General features: G+C 69.3%; 20 protein-coding genes and 1 riboswitch. Of the genes, 10 read left to right on the plus strand and 10 right to left on the minus strand.

Going from position 1 to position 19,707, the window contains the following annotated elements:
- Nucleotides 1-74: 74 nt before the first annotated feature.
- On the minus strand, nucleotides 75-1,700 hold the full coding sequence (locus PV396_RS14745) for an ABC transporter substrate-binding protein (protein ID WP_319205521.1): 1,626 nt from the start codon (nucleotides 1,698-1,700) through the stop codon (nucleotides 75-77).
- A 305-nt stretch (nucleotides 1,701-2,005) separates the two neighbouring features.
- On the opposite strand from PV396_RS14745, the gene PV396_RS14750 reads away from it, so the two are divergent.
- Nucleotides 2,006-2,737 carry a FadR/GntR family transcriptional regulator gene (locus PV396_RS14750; protein WP_319204619.1) on the plus strand — a complete coding sequence of 244 codons (732 nt, stop codon included), beginning with the start codon at nucleotides 2,006-2,008 and terminating at the stop codon, nucleotides 2,735-2,737.
- A 104-nt stretch (nucleotides 2,738-2,841) separates the two neighbouring features.
- Here PV396_RS14750 and PV396_RS14755 read toward each other — a convergent pair whose 3' ends face one another.
- Nucleotides 2,842-3,792: a hypothetical protein gene (locus tag PV396_RS14755; protein ID WP_319204621.1), complete on the minus strand. Its 951-nt coding sequence runs from the start codon at nucleotides 3,790-3,792 to the stop codon at nucleotides 2,842-2,844.
- A 74-nt stretch (nucleotides 3,793-3,866) separates the two neighbouring features.
- Nucleotides 3,867-4,415 (minus strand): SigE family RNA polymerase sigma factor, encoded by a 549-nt coding sequence (locus tag PV396_RS14760; protein WP_319204623.1) that lies wholly within the window; start codon nucleotides 4,413-4,415, stop codon nucleotides 3,867-3,869.
- Between the two features lie 154 nt (nucleotides 4,416-4,569).
- Between PV396_RS14760 and PV396_RS14765 the strand changes: the two genes are divergently transcribed.
- On the plus strand, nucleotides 4,570-4,998 hold the full coding sequence (locus tag PV396_RS14765; RefSeq protein WP_319205523.1) for a protein-tyrosine phosphatase family protein: 429 nt from the start codon (nucleotides 4,570-4,572) through the stop codon (nucleotides 4,996-4,998).
- A 13-nt stretch (nucleotides 4,999-5,011) separates the two neighbouring features.
- On the opposite strand, the gene PV396_RS14770 is transcribed toward PV396_RS14765, so the two are convergent.
- Entirely contained in the window at nucleotides 5,012-5,509 is a 498-nt protein-coding gene (locus PV396_RS14770; protein ID WP_319204624.1) for a GNAT family N-acetyltransferase, read from the minus strand.
- A 294-nt stretch (nucleotides 5,510-5,803) separates the two neighbouring features.
- Between PV396_RS14770 and PV396_RS14775 the strand changes: the two genes are divergently transcribed.
- The 6 genes from PV396_RS14775 (at nucleotide 5,804) to PV396_RS14800 (ending at nucleotide 12,484) form a co-directional block, all read left to right on the plus strand.
- Complete coding sequence (locus PV396_RS14775) at nucleotides 5,804-6,586, plus strand: SCO2525 family SAM-dependent methyltransferase (RefSeq protein ID WP_319204626.1); 783 nt, start codon at nucleotides 5,804-5,806, stop codon at nucleotides 6,584-6,586.
- 104 nt (nucleotides 6,587-6,690) lie between these two features.
- Complete coding sequence (locus tag PV396_RS14780) at nucleotides 6,691-8,532, plus strand: SCO2524 family protein (RefSeq protein ID WP_319204628.1); 1,842 nt, start codon at nucleotides 6,691-6,693, stop codon at nucleotides 8,530-8,532.
- A gap of 3 nt (nucleotides 8,533-8,535) precedes the next feature.
- Nucleotides 8,536-9,453 carry an SCO2523 family variant P-loop protein gene (locus PV396_RS14785; RefSeq protein ID WP_319204630.1) on the plus strand — a complete coding sequence of 306 codons (918 nt, stop codon included), beginning with the start codon at nucleotides 8,536-8,538 and terminating at the stop codon, nucleotides 9,451-9,453.
- Nucleotides 9,450-10,406 (plus strand): SCO2522 family protein, encoded by a 957-nt coding sequence (locus tag PV396_RS14790; RefSeq protein ID WP_319204632.1) that lies wholly within the window; start codon nucleotides 9,450-9,452, stop codon nucleotides 10,404-10,406. Before PV396_RS14785 ends, PV396_RS14790 begins: the two co-directional genes overlap by 4 nt.
- A gap of 1 nt (nucleotide 10,407) precedes the next feature.
- Entirely contained in the window at nucleotides 10,408-11,376 is a 969-nt protein-coding gene (locus PV396_RS14795; RefSeq protein WP_319204634.1) for an SCO2521 family protein, read from the plus strand.
- 37 nt (nucleotides 11,377-11,413) lie between these two features.
- Nucleotides 11,414-12,484 (plus strand): DUF6879 family protein, encoded by a 1,071-nt coding sequence (locus tag PV396_RS14800; protein WP_319204636.1) that lies wholly within the window; start codon nucleotides 11,414-11,416, stop codon nucleotides 12,482-12,484.
- A 124-nt stretch (nucleotides 12,485-12,608) separates the two neighbouring features.
- Here the strand turns inward: PV396_RS14800 and PV396_RS14805 are convergent, their stop codons facing one another.
- Nucleotides 12,609-13,481 carry an ABC transporter permease gene (locus PV396_RS14805; protein ID WP_319204638.1) on the minus strand — a complete coding sequence of 291 codons (873 nt, stop codon included), beginning with the start codon at nucleotides 13,479-13,481 and terminating at the stop codon, nucleotides 12,609-12,611.
- Between the two features lie 17 nt (nucleotides 13,482-13,498).
- On the minus strand, nucleotides 13,499-14,425 hold the full coding sequence (locus PV396_RS14810; protein WP_319204640.1) for an ABC transporter ATP-binding protein: 927 nt from the start codon (nucleotides 14,423-14,425) through the stop codon (nucleotides 13,499-13,501).
- A 133-nt stretch (nucleotides 14,426-14,558) separates the two neighbouring features.
- Here PV396_RS14810 and PV396_RS14815 point away from each other — a divergent pair, with 133 nt between their 5' ends.
- Together PV396_RS14815 and PV396_RS14820 are read left to right on the plus strand one after the other, a co-directional pair.
- Nucleotides 14,559-15,785 carry a sensor histidine kinase gene (locus PV396_RS14815; RefSeq protein WP_319204643.1) on the plus strand — a complete coding sequence of 409 codons (1,227 nt, stop codon included), beginning with the start codon at nucleotides 14,559-14,561 and terminating at the stop codon, nucleotides 15,783-15,785.
- Entirely contained in the window at nucleotides 15,782-16,468 is a 687-nt protein-coding gene (locus PV396_RS14820; protein WP_319204645.1) for a response regulator transcription factor, read from the plus strand. Before PV396_RS14815 ends, PV396_RS14820 begins: the two co-directional genes overlap by 4 nt.
- Here PV396_RS14820 and PV396_RS14825 read toward each other — a convergent pair.
- The 4 genes from PV396_RS14825 to PV396_RS14840 are packed head-to-tail and all read right to left on the minus strand — an operon-like array spanning nucleotide 16,429 to nucleotide 19,485.
- Nucleotides 16,429-17,436, minus strand: coding sequence for an ABC transporter substrate-binding protein (locus PV396_RS14825; protein WP_319204648.1), 1,008 nt, complete (start codon nucleotides 17,434-17,436; stop codon nucleotides 16,429-16,431). The two genes, PV396_RS14820 and PV396_RS14825, sit on opposite strands and share 40 nt — an antisense overlap.
- Before the next feature lie 12 nt (nucleotides 17,437-17,448).
- Entirely contained in the window at nucleotides 17,449-18,228 is a 780-nt protein-coding gene (locus tag PV396_RS14830; protein ID WP_319204651.1) for an ABC transporter ATP-binding protein, read from the minus strand.
- 3 nt (nucleotides 18,229-18,231) lie between these two features.
- Nucleotides 18,232-18,414: a hypothetical protein gene (locus PV396_RS14835; RefSeq protein ID WP_319204652.1), complete on the minus strand. Its 183-nt coding sequence runs from the start codon at nucleotides 18,412-18,414 to the stop codon at nucleotides 18,232-18,234.
- 30 nt (nucleotides 18,415-18,444) lie between these two features.
- On the minus strand, nucleotides 18,445-19,485 hold the full coding sequence (locus PV396_RS14840) for an iron ABC transporter permease (RefSeq protein ID WP_319205525.1): 1,041 nt from the start codon (nucleotides 19,483-19,485) through the stop codon (nucleotides 18,445-18,447).
- A gap of 65 nt (nucleotides 19,486-19,550) precedes the next feature.
- Nucleotides 19,551-19,640: riboswitch (cobalamin riboswitch) on the minus strand.
- Between the last annotated feature and the right edge of the window lie 67 nt (nucleotides 19,641-19,707).

The raw sequence follows: 19,707 nt of genomic DNA on the forward strand, positions 1-19,707 counted from the left end.
TCCCGAACTCCCGTACAGCTAGGGCGATTTGGCGGTGACCGGACCCACGGCTGAAACCATGTCTGAAACCATGGCTAGACCCACTTGGCCTGGAGGAGGTTGATGCCCGGGTACGGCTGTGCCCTTATACCGGCGAGCTTCTTCGGGTTCCAGGCCGTCATCAGCTCGTTGTGGACGACCGGGTAGAGCACGGCCTCCTCGGCGACGATGTCGATGTAGTCCTGGATCATCGTCTTCTTCTTCTGTGGGTCCGGCTCCTGCGTCGCCTGGTCCATGGCCCGGAAGAGCTGCTTGGCCACGGAGTTGTCGGCCCAACGGGCGTAGCCCATCCAGAGGTTCTGCGGGCCGTAGTTGTAGTGCATGATCAGGTCCGCGTCGAGGCCGAACTGGTTGGGGTTGGAGGCCGCCGACACCACCTGGTAGTCCTGCTTCTGGTCCATCTTCGTGAACACCGCTGTGGTTTCCTGCGGGTTGAGGGTCGTGCCGACGCCGATCGCGTCCCAGGACTCCTTGATGGTGGGCAGGCAGTCGACGATCCAGCTGACGTTGACGGACAGGATCTCGATCTTCAGCCCGCTGACCCCGGCCTCCTTCAGGAGCGCCTTCGCCTTCTCCGGGTCGTAGTCGTAGACCGTCTTCGCCGGCCGGTAGCCGGGGTTGGCCTCGTTGAGGAAGGACGTCGACGGCTTGCCGTGGCCCCGCAGAGCCCTCTCCACCATCTTCCCCGTGTCGATGGCGTAGTGCAGGGCCTGGCGGACCCGTACGTCGTCGAAGGGCTTGTGCTTGGTGTTGAACATCAGGAACAGGTTGTTCATCCCCGCCCCGCCCTGGACGTCCATCCCGCCGCTCTTGAGCTGCTGGATGTTGGCGTACGGGATGTTGTCGGCGATCTGCGCGCCGGCACTGGACCCGGAGATCTTGGCGACGCGGGGTGCGGCATCCACCATCGTCATCCAGTTCATCTTCTTGAACGCGGGTTTGCGCGGACCGTTGTAGGCCGCGAACGCCTCGAACGTGGTGTTCGACTTCGGGTGGTGCGCGGTCTGCCGGTACGGTCCCGAGCCGATCGCCTTTCCCTTGATCGCGTCGTCCCAGGCACCGGGCTGGGAGAAGACGTGCCTGGGCATGATCTTCGCCAGGGTGAGCCGGGAAACGCCTTCGGGGAAGGGGAACTTCAGTACCAGCTCGACATTCTGCGCGTCGACTTTTTTCACTTCTTTCAGCCAACTGGCGAAAAACCCCTTGGCGAGTGTCTGGGTGTTCGGATCAAGGATTCGATCGAATACGAAGACCACGTCGTCGGCGGTCACCGGTTTTCCGTCGTGGAAGGTCGCCCCGGCCCGCAGCGCGAACTTCCAGGAGGTGCCGGAGAGGTCGGCCGGTACGGCTGTGGCGAGCGCGGCGTACGGCTCGCGGGTGATCGGGTCGGTGTCGAGCAGACCCTCGTAGATGTGGTTGTTGGCCGCCATGGAGAAGGCGGACGCCGTCTGTGTGGGGTCCCAGCTGCCGTCGTTGCCGTAGCCGATCACGGCCGTGAGCGTGCTGTTCGCGCCCCCGGCGCCGCCCCCGGTGTCGTTGGTGGACTCGGGGCCCGACGAACAGGCCGACAGCGACGAGGAGATGGCGGCGGCGGCACCCAGTGCGCCGGTGTACTTCAGGAACGACCGGCGGTGCGGGGCGGCCGATCCGTCGCGGGTCATGTCGTGGGGTACGTAGCGGGTCACGTCGCGCACGATTCCTCCAGCGGGGTGGGGTCCGAAAAGGTGAGGAGATACGACGTCCTACGTCATAGGGGGCAGCGCGACCATAAGAGCGGCGGTGGGGCCGGTCAAGAGATCGCACACGAATGGCGTATCTGCCAGAGGTGTGACCAATGACGATATGAAATTCGACCATCGGCGGCGTCGAGGGCCGAGATCGAAAGGCGCGTGAATTCGAGGTGACCCGGATTTTGATATGCCTGGAGGTGGGACGTCGGATGTCCGGCGAGCGTACGATGCGCCGCATGTCTCAGGAGTCCGGGAAGCGACGCCGGCCCGAGCGGCGGGTGAGCGGCCAGGTCCAGCGCCAGGTCATGCAGTTGATTCTCGACCGCAAACTCCGGGCGGGCGCACCGCTGCCCACGGAGGTCGAGCTGATGGAGACCCTCGAGGTCAGCCGCAACTCCGTCCGCGAGGCCCTCAAGGCGCTCCAGGCCCTCGACATCGTGGAGATCAGGCACGGCTACGGGACGTACGTCGGACAGGCGTCGCTGGCGCCGCTGATCGACGGACTGACGTTCCGTACGCTCGCCCGGCACGACGGGGACGGAGCCGCGCTCGCCGAGATCCTCCAGGTCAGGGAGGTTCTCGAGGACGGCCTCATTCGGCGGGTCGCGGCGGTGCTGTCCGACGCGCAACTCGACCGGCTGGAGTCGGTGGTCACCCGGATGGAGGAGGCGGGCCGCGCGGGTCGGCGCTTCCCCGAGCTCGACCGCGAATTCCACGAGGCGCTGTACGGGCCTCTCGGCAACGCCCTCGTGCCGCAGCTGCTCGCCGCCTTCTGGACGGTGTTCCGCCGTGTCTCGGGCGCCCGGGGCTGGCACGACGACCCGGCTCCGGAACTGACGGCCCGCAGGCACCGGGACATCGTGACGGCACTCCGCGCGCACGACGTCGAGGGCGCACAGCAGGCGCTGGCCGTGCATTTCCGCGGGATAGAGGCGCGGGCGGCACAGGAGTCACGGGGCGTGGGCTGACGGCGGGGGCGGGCGCGGGGGTGACTGCGGATACAGGTACGGGCAGGTGAAAAGGGGCGCCGACCCCTGTACGGCGCCCCCGTCACCTGCCCGTCGCGGTCTGCCTACGGCAGCGCCTTGTCGTACCCGGCGTCCGTGTCCGAGTCGTAGACGACCTTGCCCGTGTTGTCGTACCCCTTGACGTGCGGAGCGAGGGTGACCTGCTCGTTCAGGGTGCCGGTGGCCACGAACCAGCCGTGGTCCAGGGCGGCTTCACTGGTGCTGCCGCCGTACGAGACGGTCACCCGGGCCACGGAGGGCTCGACCCGGCCGATGGAGCCCCAGCGGAACGGCAGCTTCCAGTTGCCCTTGTCGATGAACGACTGCTGGTAGAGCTTGCCGCCGTTGATGTCGGGCATCACCGGGCCGCCGTTGTCGAATTCCTTGCCGCCCGCGCTGATGCCGAGGCCGCCCACCTCGCCCTCTCTGATGTTGCAGATCAGCTGGGTCAGCTGCGGCGCCTTCTTCTGCTCCTTGACCGCGACGACGAAGAAGCCGTCGCCGGGGGCGTTGGAGTCACCGGTGCTGTTCATGGCCAGGATGATCCGGTAGTCGGCGGCGCGGCCCAGATCGGTCTGCGGCCCCTTGGTGCCCCGGGCCTTCTGGTTCTCACGTTCCCAGGCGATGCACCTCTTCAGACCGTCAGCGGCCTGCGCCAGCGTGATCCCGTCTACCAGTTGGCCCGCCGTCGCCGGGCCCGTCGGTCCAACGGGCTTCGACTGCACGGGAGTCGGGGTCGTGGGCTGCGAAGCGCGGACCGACGGCAGTGGCGCCGCCGTGTCCACGCTCCCGCCGCCGCCGTTCCCGCTCAGCGCGTAGGCGCCCACGGGTGCCGCCGCCAGTGCGATCAGTACCGCGCCGGCCGCCGCCACACGCCGTCGCCGCTCGATCGCGCCCTTGCGGCGGATCGCCGGATACGGCGCCGACGAGGGCCGGATGGTGTAGGCGTCCTCCGCCATCATTTCGCGCACCTGAGTCTCGAAGTCCTTTCCGTGTACGACCGGTTCGTTGTTCACGTGCTGTCCTGCTTCTTGAGCCTGCTCCGGCTGATCCCGGTCCTCCGGTTGCCGCTGCGGCCGCTGTTCCCCGTTCACCGGACGCCCTCCCGAACCTGTGCTGTCGGGCTGGGCTCGGGCCGGCCGACGACCTGTGCCAGCCCCGGATACGAACGCAACTTCGCCAGCCCCTTGGACGCCTGGCTCTTGACCGTGCCCTGGGAGCAGCCGAGCGTGTCGGCGACCTCCTGCTCGGAGAGGTCCTCCCAGTAGCGCAGGACGACCACCGCCCGCTGTTTGGGCGGCAGTTGGGCGAGGGCACCGAGCAGGGCACTGCGCTCGTCGGCCCACGAGACGGTCTCGTCCCGGCCCACCACGTCGGGCGGCGCGTCGGTCAGCGCCTCCCGTACGCGTCGCTTGCGGAACCGGTCGCTGTTGCAGCTGACGAGCATCCGACGGACATACGCCTCCGGATTGTCGGTGCGGGAGACGCGCCGCCAGGAGCGGTACGCCTTCGCCAGCGCCGTCTGCGTCAGATCCTCGGCGTGATGGGCGTCGCCGGTCAGGAGATACGCGGTACGCACCAGGTGGGACCACCGCGCTCTGACGAATTCATGGAACTGGGCCTCTTGTTCGGCCTGCATCGAGTACCCCCTCGCCCACCAGACCACCGTTTCCCCGAGATCGGTTGCCCCGGATTCGGGACCGGGTTCGAATGGGCCGATGGATGAACCAGTGGACCAGAGAGTGGGTGAGCCAGTGGGCCAGGAAGTGGGCCGGGGTGCGGATCAGCAGGCGGTGGAGCCGTGGGACGAGGGGGCCGCGGGCGTGCTTCGACTGCCCTCCGGGCGGCTGGTCCGGGGGCGTGGCCTGCGCCGGCCCCTGGACCCGACGGCGCCCGTCCCCACGTATGCCGTGTATCTCCTCGGTGGCCCGCCCCCGGCGGTTTCCTGGGAGTTCCGCTGGCTGCGCTGGCCCGACTTCCGGCTTCCGAAGGATCGGGCGGACGCCCGGGCGGCCCTGGTCGAGGCGTGGGAACGGGCGGCGGTCGAGCGGGTGGAGGTCGCCTGCGGGGGCGGGCGGGGGCGTACGGGGACGGCCCTGGCGTGTCTGGCGGTGCTGGACGGGGTGCCCGCCGAGGAGGCCGTGGCCTATGTGCGGGCGGGGTACGACCGGCACGCCGTCGAGACGCCCTGGCAGCGGCGGTATGTCCGCCGGTTCGGGTGAGGCGGCGGGCGTCTCACAGGTGCAGGCTCATCACGAGGCGGTCGGCGTTCGGCCCGAAGTAGCCCTTGCGCGGGGCGGATTCGGCCGCGAAGCCGAGTGACCTGTAGAGCTCTATCGCGGCGATGTTGGTCGGCTCCACCGTCAACAGCACCTCGCGCACGGCGTCTTCGCGCAGCCGCCGCAGCACCTCCTCCATCAGCTGCCGGCCGTGGCCGCGCCCGCGCTGGTCTCGGGTGACCCCGAGGCTCAGTATCCAGCCGCGGTCGGGCCTGCGGGGCATGCCGACCAGGACGTAGCCGTGCAGGCCGTCCTCGCCGCCGTCGAGGACGAGCATGTGGTCGGGGTACAGGTCGAAGAGCTGGCGAAGCGTGAAGAAGGGGTACGGGCCCTCCGGGAACGCCTCCGCGTCCAGCCGGACCAGCTCGGGCAGATCGGCCTCCTCGACCTGGCGGATGTACGGCGAAGCGCCTGCGGCGGGTGTCCGAAAACCATCTGCGGGAAGAGTGCTCATGCGTCCCCCTGTGGCGCGAGTAAAGTCACGTTGACACCCGTACGGGTGGTACGGGCGGGACGGTGCGTTCTCTGCGTTTCGCCTGCGTTTCGCCTACGTTCGGCAGGTGATCGACGGATTCCGACCAGCATTACGCGATCTGATCCGATCGCTCAAGGCGCATTCAGGTCCAACCTGCGGTCACAGTTATTTCGCGAAGTCGTTCGCGTTCCGTCAGGGGGCTCCGTAGTGCCGGTGATGTTGATACGGTGAACCATGGACTTGGGATCGCCGGGGGAAAAACACAGGCCAGCCGTGCCCAACGCACAGGCTCCTTGGGCGGGATTCGATTCGCGTGCCTACGTCAAAGCCAACTATCTCCGGTTGCACGACGAGGACGCCGAGATCATCTCGATCATGCGGGATCACTTCGGTGACTACTTCCGCGAGCACCGCCAGGACGCCGACCCGGTTATCGGTATCGATGTGGGCGCGGGTGCCAACCTCTACCCCGCGCTGGCCATGCTCCCGTGGTGCAAGGAGATCACGCTCGTCGAGCGATCACCGCAGAACCTGGAGTACCTGGAAAGCCAGTTGGAGTCCTACGACGAGAACTGGAACCAGTTCTGGACGGTCCTGCGCGAGAACGCCGAGTACCAGGCGTACCAGGGCGACCCGAGGCGCAGGTTCCACGAGGTCGCCCGTGTGGCACCCGGCAACCTCCTCGAGTTCGACCGGATCGCGCGGCGGGGCCCCTGGTCGGTCGGGACCATGTTCTTCGTCGCCGAGTCGATGACCACCGAGCGCGAGGAGTTCGACCGGGGCGTGGGCTCCTTCATGCGGGCACTGGCTCCCGGGGCGCCCTTCTTCGCCGCGTTCATGGAACACTCGGAGGGGTATCACGTAGGCGCTGAATTCTTCCCGGCGTGTGATGTCGGTGAGCAGGAGGTCTACGAAAGCCTGGAACCGTTCGCCGGGAAGATCGACACCCTTCGGCTCAAGCGGCTCGGGGCCCCGGGGAATCTGCGCAAAGGATATTCCGGAATGATCGTCGCCTACGGCCGCCGGAATTTGGATTCTGATATTCCGGTCGGCTAGCCGACCGGCGGAATACCGCGAAGTCACCGCAATGATCACGACAACGATCTTCACTCGATCTTCTTGACAAAACATGGCAGCGCGGCCTTGTGAGGGGCATGGGCATGCAGATCAAGCCACGCCAGCATCTGCTGGACGTCTGGCAGGCGATCGGCCGGCACTCGTTCGACGGAGACGGCTGGGCCTGGGGCAAGTGGGGCGGGCAGAGCAGTGTGGCCGATGCCGAGCGGCTGCTCTGTCTGCTCTACCCGGCCACCGAGATCCCGGCGTTCCGGCTCGACGACCCGGACACGACACAGGACGACGTCCAGAAGGCGCTCCGGAGGGCCGGCGGCCGGCTGGAGATCCCGGTCAACGTGCTGACTGCAGCCGCCGAGTTCATGCGCAACCACACCGGGGACGACAAGAGACCGACGTTCGCGGGCGGTTACTACTTCCACTCCTGGGACAGCGCCCAGGACCTCACCCCCGAGCAGCGTGAACTCGGCGTGGTGGACAGCTACTCGATGTCCGTCACCCTGTGCCTCGCCACCCTCGGCTTCCTGAAGATCTACGAGACGAAGACGCGTCGCACCGAGGTGCTGGATCTCATCCAGGAGCTCCGCACGGCCACCAGCGTCAGACTCACCGCGGCCATGGTGAGCCTGCTGCGTTCGTTCACCGTCAACGTCTTCGACGTCGACTCCTCGCAGGGTAAAACGCTCTCCGAACTCCTCGGCCAGGGGCGGCTGTCCCAGCGGATGGTCCTGCAGAAGTTCCAGCGCCGCTTCGAGGCCCTGCGCGCCATCGTCAGCGAGAGCCTCGTCCTCGGTGTCGAGGTCGAGGAAGGCCTCGCGGACCAGAACCAGCTCTTCGAGTGCGGCTGGGCCTGGAGCCTCGTCAAGGACGCGCCCGAGGTGGAGACCGAAGAGGAGATCGGCCCCCAGCCGGCCGGCATCGCGGGCGCCGTCCCGTACCTCTACTTCACCGTCGTCGCCCTCGACGGCATCCAGGACCTCTTCTCCGACCGCACCCTGACCCTGGGCCTGCTCAACGCCGAACAGCAGAAGCTCGCCGAGGCGTTACGACTGCGCTGGGAGATCACCCAGCAGTACTGGTCGGCCATCGCCCGCTTCGACGCCGACCGCTGGCCCCTGGAGGACATCCCCTGGCGTACGACAGGACAGAAACTGGAGTCCGAGTACTTCTCCCTCTCCGTCGCCGCCATCCTCGTACACGACCTGGTCCGCCGCCGTGCCACCGACGACGACCTGACCCGCACGGTCGGCATCATGGAGCGGCTCGCCGAGCGCGGGCGCATCACCAGCCGGATGACCGCCACCGACAAGGCCGTCGGGCTGCACAACCCGGGGATCATCCTGCCGCTCCAGGGCAGCGAGCGGATAGGGCCGCCCATGCAGTGGCGGATGAACGACTTCTCCGCCCAACTCCTCAAGCGGACCATCCAGTTGTGCACACTCTCCCGCAACCTCGTCTCGCACGACCGGCTGCTCAGGCTGGCCGAGGACATCTTCGGGCACATGTGGCGGCGCCGGATCGGCGGCGGCGACGGCGTCGACCTGTGGGACAACGTGCACGCCGTCTATCCCGAGTCGCCCGCCACCGACCGCCCGGTGTCCTGGAGCGTCACCGAGCGCGTCACCGAATGCCTGGTCGCCGCCCACCAGCTGTACCGGCAGCCACCCATCCGCAGCGCCGAACTCGGCGTACTGGCAAGGGCGTTGCTCAGCGAGTCGACCCATCTGCTGGGCAACGAACAGATGGAGCCCGCACCCGCCTCCGACGGCAGGCGCGGCATGGAGCTCAAGGGCATCGAGGTCAAACTGCGCCGGGCCAGGCAGCTCATCGACGAACAGCCCGGCACGGCCTGCGCGTTGACCCTCGACGTACTCGGACAGCTCGACGCCCTCGCCCGGGCCCGCGACGCGGCGACCCAGGGGGCGTGAACGATGCTCGTCTTCGCCGCCTCCGACAAGGGAGGCACGGGCCGCTCGGTCACCAGCGCCAACCTCGCCTACCACCGGGCGATCGCCGGTGACGACGTCTGCTACCTGGACTTCGACTTCGGCTCGCCCACCGCCGCCGCCGTCTTCGACGTCGACATGGCGCAGCGCGAGGTCGGTGACCGCGGCCTGCACTCCTATCTGGAGGGCGACGTCGGCGAACCGGCCCGCGTCGACGTCTGGGCGGAGACCGAACACCGGGTGCTCACCAACCGGCCCCCCGGCTCGGGCCGCCTCGTACTCATGCCCGGCGACCTCGGCGGCGGCGAGTTCTCCACCACCGGCGAGAACCTGCGCCGCTGCGTCGACCTGCTGCTGCGCCTCAACAGCGAGTTCGACCTGATCATCGTCGATCTCAGCGCGGGCCGCAGCTACGCCGTCGAAATGGCCCTCAAGGCCACCGCCGAACCGCAGTTACGCGGTATCGAGGCCCGCTGGCTCGTCTTCCACCGCTGGACCCGCCAGCATGTGATGGCCGCCGCCGGACTGGTCTTCGGCCCGCGCGGCATCATGGCCGGCGGCATCGCCCGGGGCCACACCGAGGAGGCGCTGCGCGGCGCCATCCGCTTCGTACGGGCCGCCGTACCCGACCCCGAGTCGTCCCTGTGGTCGCAGGTCGCGCCCACCCAGTCGGCGTGGATGCGCGAGTGCGACGCCGACCTCCAGGCGCTCGCCTCCAACCGGGGCATCGGATACACCCAGGTGCTGGGCTCCGTACCGCTGGAGCCCGTCCTGCAGTGGCGCGAGCAGCTCATCACCGACGAGGACGTCCTCGACAGCCAGATCGCCAACATGGAGACCTGGCAGGCGATGAGCGACCTCGCTGGACGACTCACCGACGACAAGTACTGGGGGCAGCCGTGACCGGCCCGGTGTTCCGCGAGACCGCGGCCGAACCCCGCACCCAGTCCGTACCGCTGTCCCATCTCTCCCTGGAACTCGGCCACTTGTACATGGAGGACTTCGCGGCCGGCCCCGAGCGGCTGCGCGAGCACTTCGCGGAGGTACGGATCTGGGTGGACGCCGCCAAGGCCTCCGCCGCCCGGCGCCTGGGCGGCCGGCGGCCCCGGATCAGCACCTGCTTCCTCATCGACGACTACTTCACCCGCTTCTCCACCCCCGCCGAGCTGATCCCGCACGTCCTCGCCGAGGCCGACCGGGCCGGACTCACCATCGACTACCTGGCCAGAGAGTCCGGCTGCGCCGTCGCCGACAAGATCGAACTGGCCGAGTCGGTGATGCATCGCCTCGTCGAGTCCCCGCCGCCCGGCACCTACGGCTCCCGGCCGCCGGTCGGCGAGACCGGCTGGCTCGCCAACGGCCAGCGCACTCCCGGCGCGCGCACCGCCATGGCCGAGATCACCGAATGGCGGCCACCGCACGAGACCGCCGCCCGCATCCACTCCGTGTTCATGGACGTCGAACTGTGGTCCGAGCGGGACGGTACGCGCCTGTGGTCCTGCCCGTTCCTCGCCGCCGTCTGGCAGCTCGCCCGCCTCGGACTGCTGCGCCACGGCGGCGAACCCGTCCTGGTCCCGCGCGCCCGGCCCACCGGCGGCTTCCCCCACGACTGGGACGAACTGCCGCCGCTGCTCCAACTCACCGAATCCGCAGCGCCGTTCAGCGCCTACCGCACCTGCACCCTGGTCGGAAACCGGTTCCTGGCCGTCGAGGACGCCGTCCGCCTCATCCTCGACCAGGTCGACGTGGACGCCGGCGCGCTCGCCCAGGCCGACGAACGCTCCGCCCGGGAAGGCGCACCGGTGCCCGAGGCGGTCGCCCAGCGCGTCACCTACGTCTTCTACGAGGAGCCCTGACATGCGGCCCCGAGCGCAGACCGCGGCCCCCGTCCTCGCCTGCGGCGAGGTGCGCACCAGTCTGCTGCCCAGCTTCCAGGCCCTGGACAGCCGCACCGCCGCCCAACTGCTCAGGCTGCGCGCCGACGAACGCGTACGGGTCTCCGAGCGCCCCAACCTGTACGCGCTCTCACCCGACGTACTCACCGGCGTCGACTGCCCGCTGCCCACCGCCAACGGTGCCAGGGTCCGGGCCGTCGGCACGGTGGCCGCCCGCGCCGCGCTCACCGAAGGGCGCGTCCTGCAGACCACGGCGTACTTCCGCATCCCGGCCACGGGACCCGACGTACGCCGGCCGTGGGGGCACTATCTCGTACGGCCCGGAGTTCTCGAACCCTTCGGGAAACTGCCTGAACAGGCCGTCGTGGAAGGAGTTCTGAAAGACAGTCAGCGCGGTGCGCTGGACCTCGGGATGATCGCCGAGAGCCTGCTCGCCCAACTGCTGAGGCACCCGCTGCTCGACCACAAGGTTCCCTTCAAGTCCCGGCGCACACACCTGCGTTGGGCGGCCCTGCGGGCTCCGGACGGCGCGGGGGCGTCGATCGAGAGCTTCGTGGTGTCCGAAGAGGGCCTGCGGACCGTGCGGTTGCGGGTGCCGGACGGTACGGAGACGGCCGCGGTGGCAGGACTCTGCGAGGACTTCGCGCTGCACGACTGGCTGCTCACGACCGTGGTCCGCATGCTCGACCGCAGCAGGACCGGACCGGTGGACGGGCCGGAGGCGATACTCGCGCTCCGCCCCGCCGTCGACCATCTGCTGCACGTGTGGATGCCGCGCGCCCGAGTGGACCGGGACCTCGGCCACCTGTGGGACGTACTCGAACAGGAGCCGGGCTTCAGCCGCCAGTGGCAGACCCTGGTCCAGCGCATCCGCGATCAACTGGCCGTCCAGTCCATTCCGTTACTGCACAAGGCGTTGGCCTTGAGCTGACGCCGATACATCGAAACACCCGACGGGGGAGGTTGAGGTGAACGGAGCACAACAGGCACTACAGGCACGACGAGCGCAACAGGCACTGCAGGCCCAACAGGCACAACTGGCCCAGCAGGCACAGTTACGGGCCGTGGCCGGGCGACAGGAGCGCAACTCCAAGCTGCTGCGCAAGGTCCTGATCACGGCTCTGGTGGCCGCGGGCACCTACGTACTCACCAACGTGTTCAACCGGAACGCGGACGAAATCTGGAAGCTGACCGTGACCGTCCTCATCGGCGGCTCGGCCCTGATCGTCCAGTACCTGGTGGACTTCGAGGAACGGCTGGGCTCGATGGAGCAGAGCCTCTCCGCGCACCACGGGGAACTGCGGGACGCGGTCGAGAAGAGCTTCGCCGGGATCAACGAGGCGACCGAACTCTTCAGCCAGGTGGACCGGTCGGTGCTCCGCTCCGACGGAGTGACCCGACTGGCCCGCGCCTACACGCAGTTGGGGCATCAGGAGTCCGAACTCGTGAAGACCTTCTCGCAGGAGGAGATCGGCCGGCTCGCCACCCAGATGGAGAACCTCAGCACCGGCAGTGTGACCTGCATGGGCGAGAACAACGACTGGCTGATCGACCTCACCACCTGCGTCGAGACGTCGATCGACGCCACCAGCACCGACCTGGACCGGCAGTTCTGGTACAGCGAGGCCGCGACCCGCTATCTGAAGGCGCAGGAGGACGCGATCCTGCACCGCGGGGTGAAGGTCCGGCGGCTGTTCCTCGTCCGGACCCCGGACGAGGTCACCGAGGAACTCGAGCGGCTGTCCCAGAGCCACCGGGACCTGGGCATCGAGACACGGATAGCGGTCCGGGCACTGCTGGCGCCCAGCGCCCGGCTCCGTATGACGAACGACTTCATCGTCTTCGACGGCGAACTCTGCTACGAGACGGCGCCGGACGTGGACCAGAAGCCGGCCGAGACCACCCTCAAGACGGAAAGGGAGCACATCGAGGAACGGGTCAACCGCTTCAACGTCATCTGGGACGCCACGGAGCCCGCAAGCCCGCCCGGGACGACCGCGGGCTCCTCCGGAGCGGGGACGGGAACGGGAGCCGGTTAGGGCTCCCGTTGACGTCTGGTCTTTGGATGGACTGACCAGGGCACGACGCGTGATCTCAAAGCCGTACGCCCGTGGATACGGGCGTACGGCCGACGGTCGATCCTGGGCGAGCGCGCAATGCCTGTCAGACGTCTCGTCGGTCCACGACCACCACCGCTACGCCCCCCGCGACGATCGCCCACGCCCCGAACACCACCCAGCTGCCCGTCGTCGTCTCCGGGTAGTAGCGCGGGTAGACGAGGTACGGGTTGTGGCCATACGCCATGTCCACCAGCCTGGTCCAGGCGTTGAAGGGCAGCGCGTCCCGGACTGCGGCCGTCCAACGGTAGCGGTCGGTGACGAAGGCGGGCAGGAGGAGCAGTACGCCGGTGATGGCGACCATCGTCGTCGCGCTGTGCCGGATCACCGCGCCCAGGCCCATGCCGGCCAGCGCGCAGACCGGTGCAAGCAGGGCGGACGCCACCACCACTCGCCAGGCACCCGGGTAGGACAGCGAGACATCCGCGTTTCGGCCGGACAGGATGGCCTGTGTCGCCGCGAAGGAGGCCGAGGCGATGAACGTTCCGTAGACCGTCATGAGTGCCGTCACGACCGTCACCTTCGCCGCCATCAGCGCACGGCGGGCCGGTACGGCCGCGAATGTCGTACGGATCAGCCCCGTCCCGTACTCGCCGACGATCGTGATCGCGCCGATGCTCGCCGCCGCGAGGACCAGGATCATCGCGGCGCCGAGGGTGAAGGCGTCCCGCAGTGCGAACTCGGCGTGGGCCTCCCTCATCATGTCCGGCATGCGGGGATAGTTGACGTAGTCGGATCGTGCGGCGTTGGCGTTGAATCCGATGATCCCGAGGGCGCTCGCGCCGAGCGCCCAGTAGGTCGAGCGCAGCGACCGGAGCTTGATCCACTCGGCGGCGAGCAGGTCCGTGAAGCGCGCGCCGGGCGCCGCGGTCGTAGCGATCGGCGGCGGTGCCTGGACAGGGTTCGCGGTGGTCGTCATCGACGTACTCCGGTTCATCAGTGGTCTGCGGCCAGGAACTCGGCGCTGTCAGCGGTCAGTTCCATGAAGGCTGCCTCCAACGAGGCGTTCTGAGGGGTCAGTTCGTGAATGGGGAGGCTGTGGTCCAGGGCTAGGTCACCGATGCGTTCCGGGCCGATCCCCGTCACCGTCAGGCCCTGCGCCCCCGATCCGTTCTGCCCGTACGACGTCACCTCGGCGCCGTTCGCGACGAGCACCTTCTCCAGGGCCCCGGGGTCGGAGGTCCGGACGCGCACGGACCTACGGGTGCCACGTGCCGCGAACGTCTTCAGGGGCTCGGCGGCGATCAGTTCACCCCGGCCGATCACCACCAACTCGTCGGCGGTGTACTCCATCTCGGACATGAGGTGGCTGGAGACGAAGACGGTCCGTCCCTCTGAGGCGAGCCGCCGGAACAGTCTGCGTACCCACAACACGCCCTCCGGATCGAGGCCGTTGAGGGGCTCGTCGAACAGCAGCACCGGCGGGTCGCCGAGCAAGGCGGTGGCGATGCCGAGGCGTTGCCGCATGCCCAGCGAGTAGCCGCCGATCCGGCGCCGGGCGGCCGTACCCGCCAGCCCTACCTCCTCCAGGACTTCCTCGACCCGCCCGCGCGGGATGCGGTTGCTGCGTGCGAGGGCCTTCAGATGGGCCTGTGCGCTGCGTCCGCCGTGCACATCGCCCGCGTCGAGGAGCGCGCCGACGTGACGCATGCCGCGCGGATGCTGGCGGAAGGGCTGCCCGCCCACGGTGGCGGTGCCGCCGCTCGGCTCGATCAGACCGAGCAGCATGCGCAGAGTGGTGGTCTTGCCTGCGCCGTTCGGGCCGAGGAAGCCCGTGACATGGCCAGGCCGGACGGTGAAGGACAGACGGTCGACGGCGGTCGTCGTCCCGTAACGCTTCGTCAGTTCTTCAACTTCGATCACCGCAACACCGTCCCGTCCGGGACCGTGTCCAGTCATCCGCCGGTGGCTGACTCTTCAACCCGTCGCATGTCGACCCAGGTTGTACGCCCACAGGCCGATGCCGACCCATGACCCACCCGCTTACGATCGGCTCATGCCCGTCACTCCGCCGCCACCCCTGCTCAAGCGCGTCCCGCCGGGCGCCTGGACGGCGTTCGCCTGGTGTGCGGGCACGGTGTTCACCTACCTCACGCGTGTCCGGATGCCCGGCGAGCAGGAACCCGATCACCTGCCGGCCGCCCAGCTCTACCGGTGGGACGGACTGATGTTCCTGGTCCTGTCCACCGCCTTGGCGCTCACCGCCGCCGCTCTCCTGTCCCGCCGCCCGCTGACGGCCGTAGGCCTGCTTCTGGGGGCCGCAGTCTTCGAAACGAGCACCCTGGGCGTGGCGGAGATTCCGCTGGCCCAGTTCCTGGCCGTGCAGACCGCCGTGTACTTCATCGCCGCCGGCCGCCCCCGCCGTACCGGAGCCGTCGCCCTCACCCTCTCGCTCGCGCTGCTCGTGGTCTATCTCGCCGTGCGGATCTGGGCAGGCTGGGTCGTCGGTACCTCGGCCGAACTGGCCGTCGCCCTCGTGACGTTGATCGCCTGGCTGCTCGGCGATGCGGCCCACCGCAGCCGGGTACACGCCGAACAGCTCGCCGCCCGCACCGCCGAGCAGGCCGTCACCGCCGAACGCCTGCGCATAGCAAGGGAGATGCACGACACAGTCGCCCACAGCATAGGCATCATCGCTCTCCAGGCCGGCGCGGCGGCCCGGGTGGCGGCGACCCGTCCCGAGGCCGCGCGTGAGGCGATGTCGGCGGTCGAGCACGAGGGCCGGGAGACCCTGGCGGGCCTGCGCCGCATGCTGGTCGCGCTGCGGCACACGGACCACCAGGGGGCCGGCCCCGGTCAACAGACGGTGTCGCCGGCCGGGTTGGGGGATGTCGAGCGGCTCGCCGCCGTGACGAGCGCCGCCGGGGTGCGCGTACACCTGCAGTGGGTGGGGGAGAGACGCGAGCTGCCCCCGGACGTCGACCTGTCGGCGTTCCGTATCGTGCAGGAGTCGGTGACCAACGTCGTACGGCATGCCGGTGCCCGGTCCTGTCGGGTCACCCTCGACCAGCGGGCCGTCGACGCCCTCGTCATCGAGGTCACCGACGACGGGCGGGGCCGGGGGAGTGCCACCGACACCGGGTTCGGGCTGACCGGGATGCGGGAGCGAGTCGCCCTGCTGGACGGGGAGTTCGAGGCGGGACCGCGCCCAGAGGGCGGCTTCCGGGTGGCCGCCCGACTGCCGATCCCGCTCACCGTCGCGCTTCAGGCGGCGGGCCGATGACCATCCGGGTACTCCTGGCCGACGACCAGCAGCTCATCCGTACCGCGCTGAGCCTCGTCATCGCCGACCTGCCGGACATCGAGGTGGTGGGCGAGGCCGCCGACGGGGAGGAAGCGGTCGCCCTCGTTGACCAACTCGCCCCGGACGTCGTCGTGATGGACCTGCGCATGCCGGGCGTGGACGGCATCGAGGCGACCCGCCGCATCACCCGGAAGACCGGGACGGAGGGCACCCGGATCGTCGTCCTCACCACCTTCGACGACGACGATCACGTGTACGGGGCGCTGCGCGCGGGCGCGTCCGGGTTCCTGGTCAAGGACATGGCCCTGGACGACATCCTCGCGGCGATCCGGATCGTCGCCGCCGGGGACGCGCTGATCGCCCCCAGCGTGACCCGCCGCCTGATCCAGGACTTCGTGGCCAACCCCCAGCAGTACGTCCAGCAGAAGGAGCAGAAGGACCAAGGGGGGTTGAAGGTCATCACGGACCGGGAACGCGAGGTGCTCACGCTCGTCGGCCGGGGCCTTTCCAACACGGAGATCGCCGCCGAACTGTGCATCAGCGTGGCCACGGCGAAGACGTACATCACCCGCCTCCTCGCCAAGCTGGACGCCCGCGACCGCGTCCAGCTCGTGATCACCGCCTACGAGGCGGGCCTGGTCTTCGCCACCGACCGCAGATAGGCGCCGAGCCGCGCGATCGCCGACGGGTTGCGCGGGCTCTCGACGAGGTCGACGTAGTCGAGGACGAAGACGCGCTTGTGCTTGACGGCGGAGACGTTCTTCAAGGGACCGTACGACAGCAGGAACCTGCGCTTCTGCTCCGCGCTGACGTCCCCGTAGTTGCAGATGACGATGACGTCGGGGTCGCGCTCGACCACCGTCTCCCAGCCCACAGTCGTCCAGGAGTCGTCGAGGTCGTGCATGATGTTGACGCCGCCGGCCTTGCTGATGACCTCCTCGGGAGCCGCGTACCGCCCGGAGGTGAAGGGCGCGTCCGTGCCGCTGTCGTACAGGAACACCTTGGGGCTCTTCGCGGGCGCCTCGGCCTGCACGGCCGCCACCTGCTTCTTGAACCCCGCGATCAGGGTGGCCGCGCGCTGCTCGACGCCGAAGAGCTTTCCGAGGTTCGTGAGGTCGGTGTAGAGGGCGTCCAGCGGCGGCATGATGCCGCGCGAGGTCTTCGTACGGCCGTTGCGGCAGGACTCGGTGAGGATGTACGAGGGGATGCCGAGCTTCTTCAACGCGTCCGGGGTGAAGCCGTTGTCGTCGCGGAAACCGTAGTTCCAGCCGGCGAAGACCCAGTCGCCGCGGGCGTCGAGGACGTTCTCCTTGGTGAGCTGCTGCTTGGACAGCCACTTCACCTTGTCGTAGCCGTCCTTCCAGGGGACGCCGGTCAGATCGCCCTTGTCGTCGGGCATGGCGAACCCCGCCATCCGGTCCTCCAGACCGAGCGCGAACATCAGCTCGGTGATCCCGACGTCGTTCGTGACGACCCGCTCGGGAACCTTGTCGTAGGTCACCTGCCGGCCGCAGTTGGTGAGGGTGACTGCGGACGAGGACGCCTTCGCCGAGGGCTGTTTCTCCACGGTCGCTCCGCATCCGGTGGCGAGGAGGGAGAGGAGGGCGGCTGCCGCAACTGGCTTGCGCATGGGGGTGGTTCCTTACCGGGAGGTCGGGGGCGAGGCGGGAAGCAGATCGAAGAGCAGCTGTACGGCACCCGTCTCCGGATGCCGTACGGGATGGGCGCGCACTCCGAACACCTCGGCCAGCAGCCCGGGTTGGAGCACCTCGTGCGGCGGGCCCGACGCGACGACCCGGCCCCCGGCGATGACGTACAGCAGATCGCAGTGGGCGGCGGCGAGGTTGAGGTCGTGCAGGGCGGCCAGGGCGGTGAGGCCGCTGGCCCGGACCAGGGACAGGACGTCCAACTGGTGGGCGATGTCCAGGTGGTTGGTGGGTTCGTCGAGAACGAGGACGCGTGGCTGCTGGGCCAACGCCCGTGCGATCAGGACGCGTTGCTTCTCGCCGCCGGACAGGGTGAGGAACCCGCGGTCGGCGAGGTGCGTGACGCCGGTGCGTTCCATGGCGGCGGCGCAGATGTCCCGGTCCCCGGACGCCGTACGGCCGAGGTGCGGCAGCCGCCCCATCGCGACCACCTCCGCGACGGTGAAGTCGAACTCGGCGGACGACTCCTGGGGCAGCGCGGCGAGCACCCGGGCGGCGGCCCGGGGTTCCATGCCGTGCACGTCCACCCCGTCCAGCGACACCGCGCCCGCCGACGGCCGCAACGCCCGGTACACGGACCGCAGCAACGTGGACTTCCCACTCCCGTTGGGCCCGACGAGCCCCACGAAGGCCCCGCTGTCCACCCGCATGGTGACGTCCTCGACCAGCCGCACGGCACCCGCGTCGACCGACACGCCGTCCACATCGAGCCGCATGGTTCACCGTCCTCCGAACGCGCGGTGCCCGCGCCGCCCCAGCGGCAGGGCGGCCGCTGTGCCTGTCGAGGCGGTGGGGCTCGGCACGGGGCGTACGGCGCTCGCGTCCACCACTCCGCCGGTCACATCCAGCCGCATCGCGGCGGTGATGGTGTCGTCGACGGTCCGCACGGCACCGCCGTCCACCGCCCCACCCTCCCCATCGAGCCGCACCTCTCACCGCCCCCCGAACGCATAGCCGCCGCGTCGCATCAGCAGCAGGAACGCCGGTACGCCCACCACGGCGGTGATCACGCCGACCGGGAGTTCGGCCGGGGCCAGGAGCAGGCGGGAGAGTACGTCGGCCCACACCAGCAGTACGGCCCCGGCGAGCGGTGCGACCGCCAGCACCCGCCGGTGGTCGGCGCCCACCAGCATCCGTACGACGTGCGGGACCATGAGGCCGACGAAGCCGATGGCTCCGCTGACGGCGACTACCGTGCCGGTCACGGCGGCGGTCACGAGGAACAACTCCCGGCGCAGTCTGCCCGGTTGGACCCCGAGCGCGGCGGCCGTCTCGTCGCCCATGGCGAGCGCGTTGAGCGACTCGGCGCGCCGGGCGAGCCACGCCCACCCGGCGAGAACGGTCACGGTCGCGATCGGCACCTGCGCCCAGGTCGCCCCGCCCAGACTCCCGAGCAGCCACATCATCGCCGACCTGGCCGCCTCACCCCGGGCCGCCCCGAACACCATCACCGTCGTCACGGCCTCGAAGCCGTACGCCAGCGCGGTCCCGGTGAGGATCAGCCGTAGCGGGGTGAGCCCATGGCCGGCGGACCGGGCGACGGAGTACACGAGCACCATGGCTGCGAGCGCCGAGGCGAACGCGGACACCGACAGCGCCCACACCCCGAGCCCGGCGAACGCCCCCAGCAGAATCACGGCGTTGGCCCCCACGGCCGCACCGGACGAGATCCCCAGCACGAACGGATCGGCGAGCGCGTTGCGCACCATCGCCTGTACGGCCACCCCGACGGCCGCGAGTCCGGCCCCGACGACGGCGGCGAGCACCACCCGGGGCAGCCGCAGCTCCCAGACGATGGTGTAGGAGGCGAGGTCGTCGGCGCGGATGCCGCCACCGGTGGCCCCCGCCCACAGGAACCGGAGAACCTGCCCCCAGCCGATCCCGGACGCCCCGAGCCCAACCCCGCACAGCAGGGACAGGAACAGGAGCACGACCAGCCCAACAACCAGCGGCACGACGGGTATTCGGCGCACGATCGAACGGTCCTTCGCCTCGGCTCGCAGTCCGCGGCGAGCGATCACATGGGCACGCGCACCTCGGGTGATCGGGCTCGCACGCCGAAGTCCGGGCCGGACAGCGGGCGTACATACCGTTGCGGGTCAGCGCCGGATTCTCACCGGACTTCCCCCAGGGGACGCGTTCGCGAGCGTAGCAAACGCGTCGGACCGGTCATTTCGGGGCCGTCGGTTGCGGAC

This window comes from Streptomyces sp. ME02-8801-2C, assembly GCF_033793965.1.
Classification (GTDB): domain Bacteria; phylum Actinomycetota; class Actinomycetes; order Streptomycetales; family Streptomycetaceae; genus Streptomyces.

What these genes read in the sequence shown, in the direction of transcription:
- PV396_RS14745 (WP_319205521.1), bottom strand. Translation starts at nt 1,700, where the DNA reads ATGACCCGCGACGGATCGGCCGCCCCGCACCGCCGGTCGTTCCTGAAG.
- PV396_RS14750 (WP_319204619.1), top strand. Translation starts at nt 2,006, where the DNA reads ATGTCTCAGGAGTCCGGGAAGCGACGCCGGCCCGAGCGGCGGGTGAGC.
- PV396_RS14760 (WP_319204623.1), bottom strand. Translation starts at nt 4,415, where the DNA reads ATGCAGGCCGAACAAGAGGCCCAGTTCCATGAATTCGTCAGAGCGCGG.
- PV396_RS14770 (WP_319204624.1), bottom strand. Translation starts at nt 5,509, where the DNA reads ATGAGCACTCTTCCCGCAGATGGTTTTCGGACACCCGCCGCAGGCGCT.
- PV396_RS14780 (WP_319204628.1), top strand. Translation starts at nt 6,691, where the DNA reads ATGCAGATCAAGCCACGCCAGCATCTGCTGGACGTCTGGCAGGCGATC.
- PV396_RS14785 (WP_319204630.1), top strand. Translation starts at nt 8,536, where the DNA reads ATGCTCGTCTTCGCCGCCTCCGACAAGGGAGGCACGGGCCGCTCGGTC.
- PV396_RS14795 (WP_319204634.1), top strand. Translation starts at nt 10,408, where the DNA reads ATGCGGCCCCGAGCGCAGACCGCGGCCCCCGTCCTCGCCTGCGGCGAG.
- PV396_RS14805 (WP_319204638.1), bottom strand. Translation starts at nt 13,481, where the DNA reads ATGACGACCACCGCGAACCCTGTCCAGGCACCGCCGCCGATCGCTACG.
- PV396_RS14815 (WP_319204643.1), top strand. Translation starts at nt 14,559, where the DNA reads ATGCCCGTCACTCCGCCGCCACCCCTGCTCAAGCGCGTCCCGCCGGGC.
- PV396_RS14820 (WP_319204645.1), top strand. Translation starts at nt 15,782, where the DNA reads ATGACCATCCGGGTACTCCTGGCCGACGACCAGCAGCTCATCCGTACC.
- PV396_RS14825 (WP_319204648.1), bottom strand. Translation starts at nt 17,436, where the DNA reads ATGCGCAAGCCAGTTGCGGCAGCCGCCCTCCTCTCCCTCCTCGCCACC.
- PV396_RS14830 (WP_319204651.1), bottom strand. Translation starts at nt 18,228, where the DNA reads ATGCGGCTCGATGTGGACGGCGTGTCGGTCGACGCGGGTGCCGTGCGG.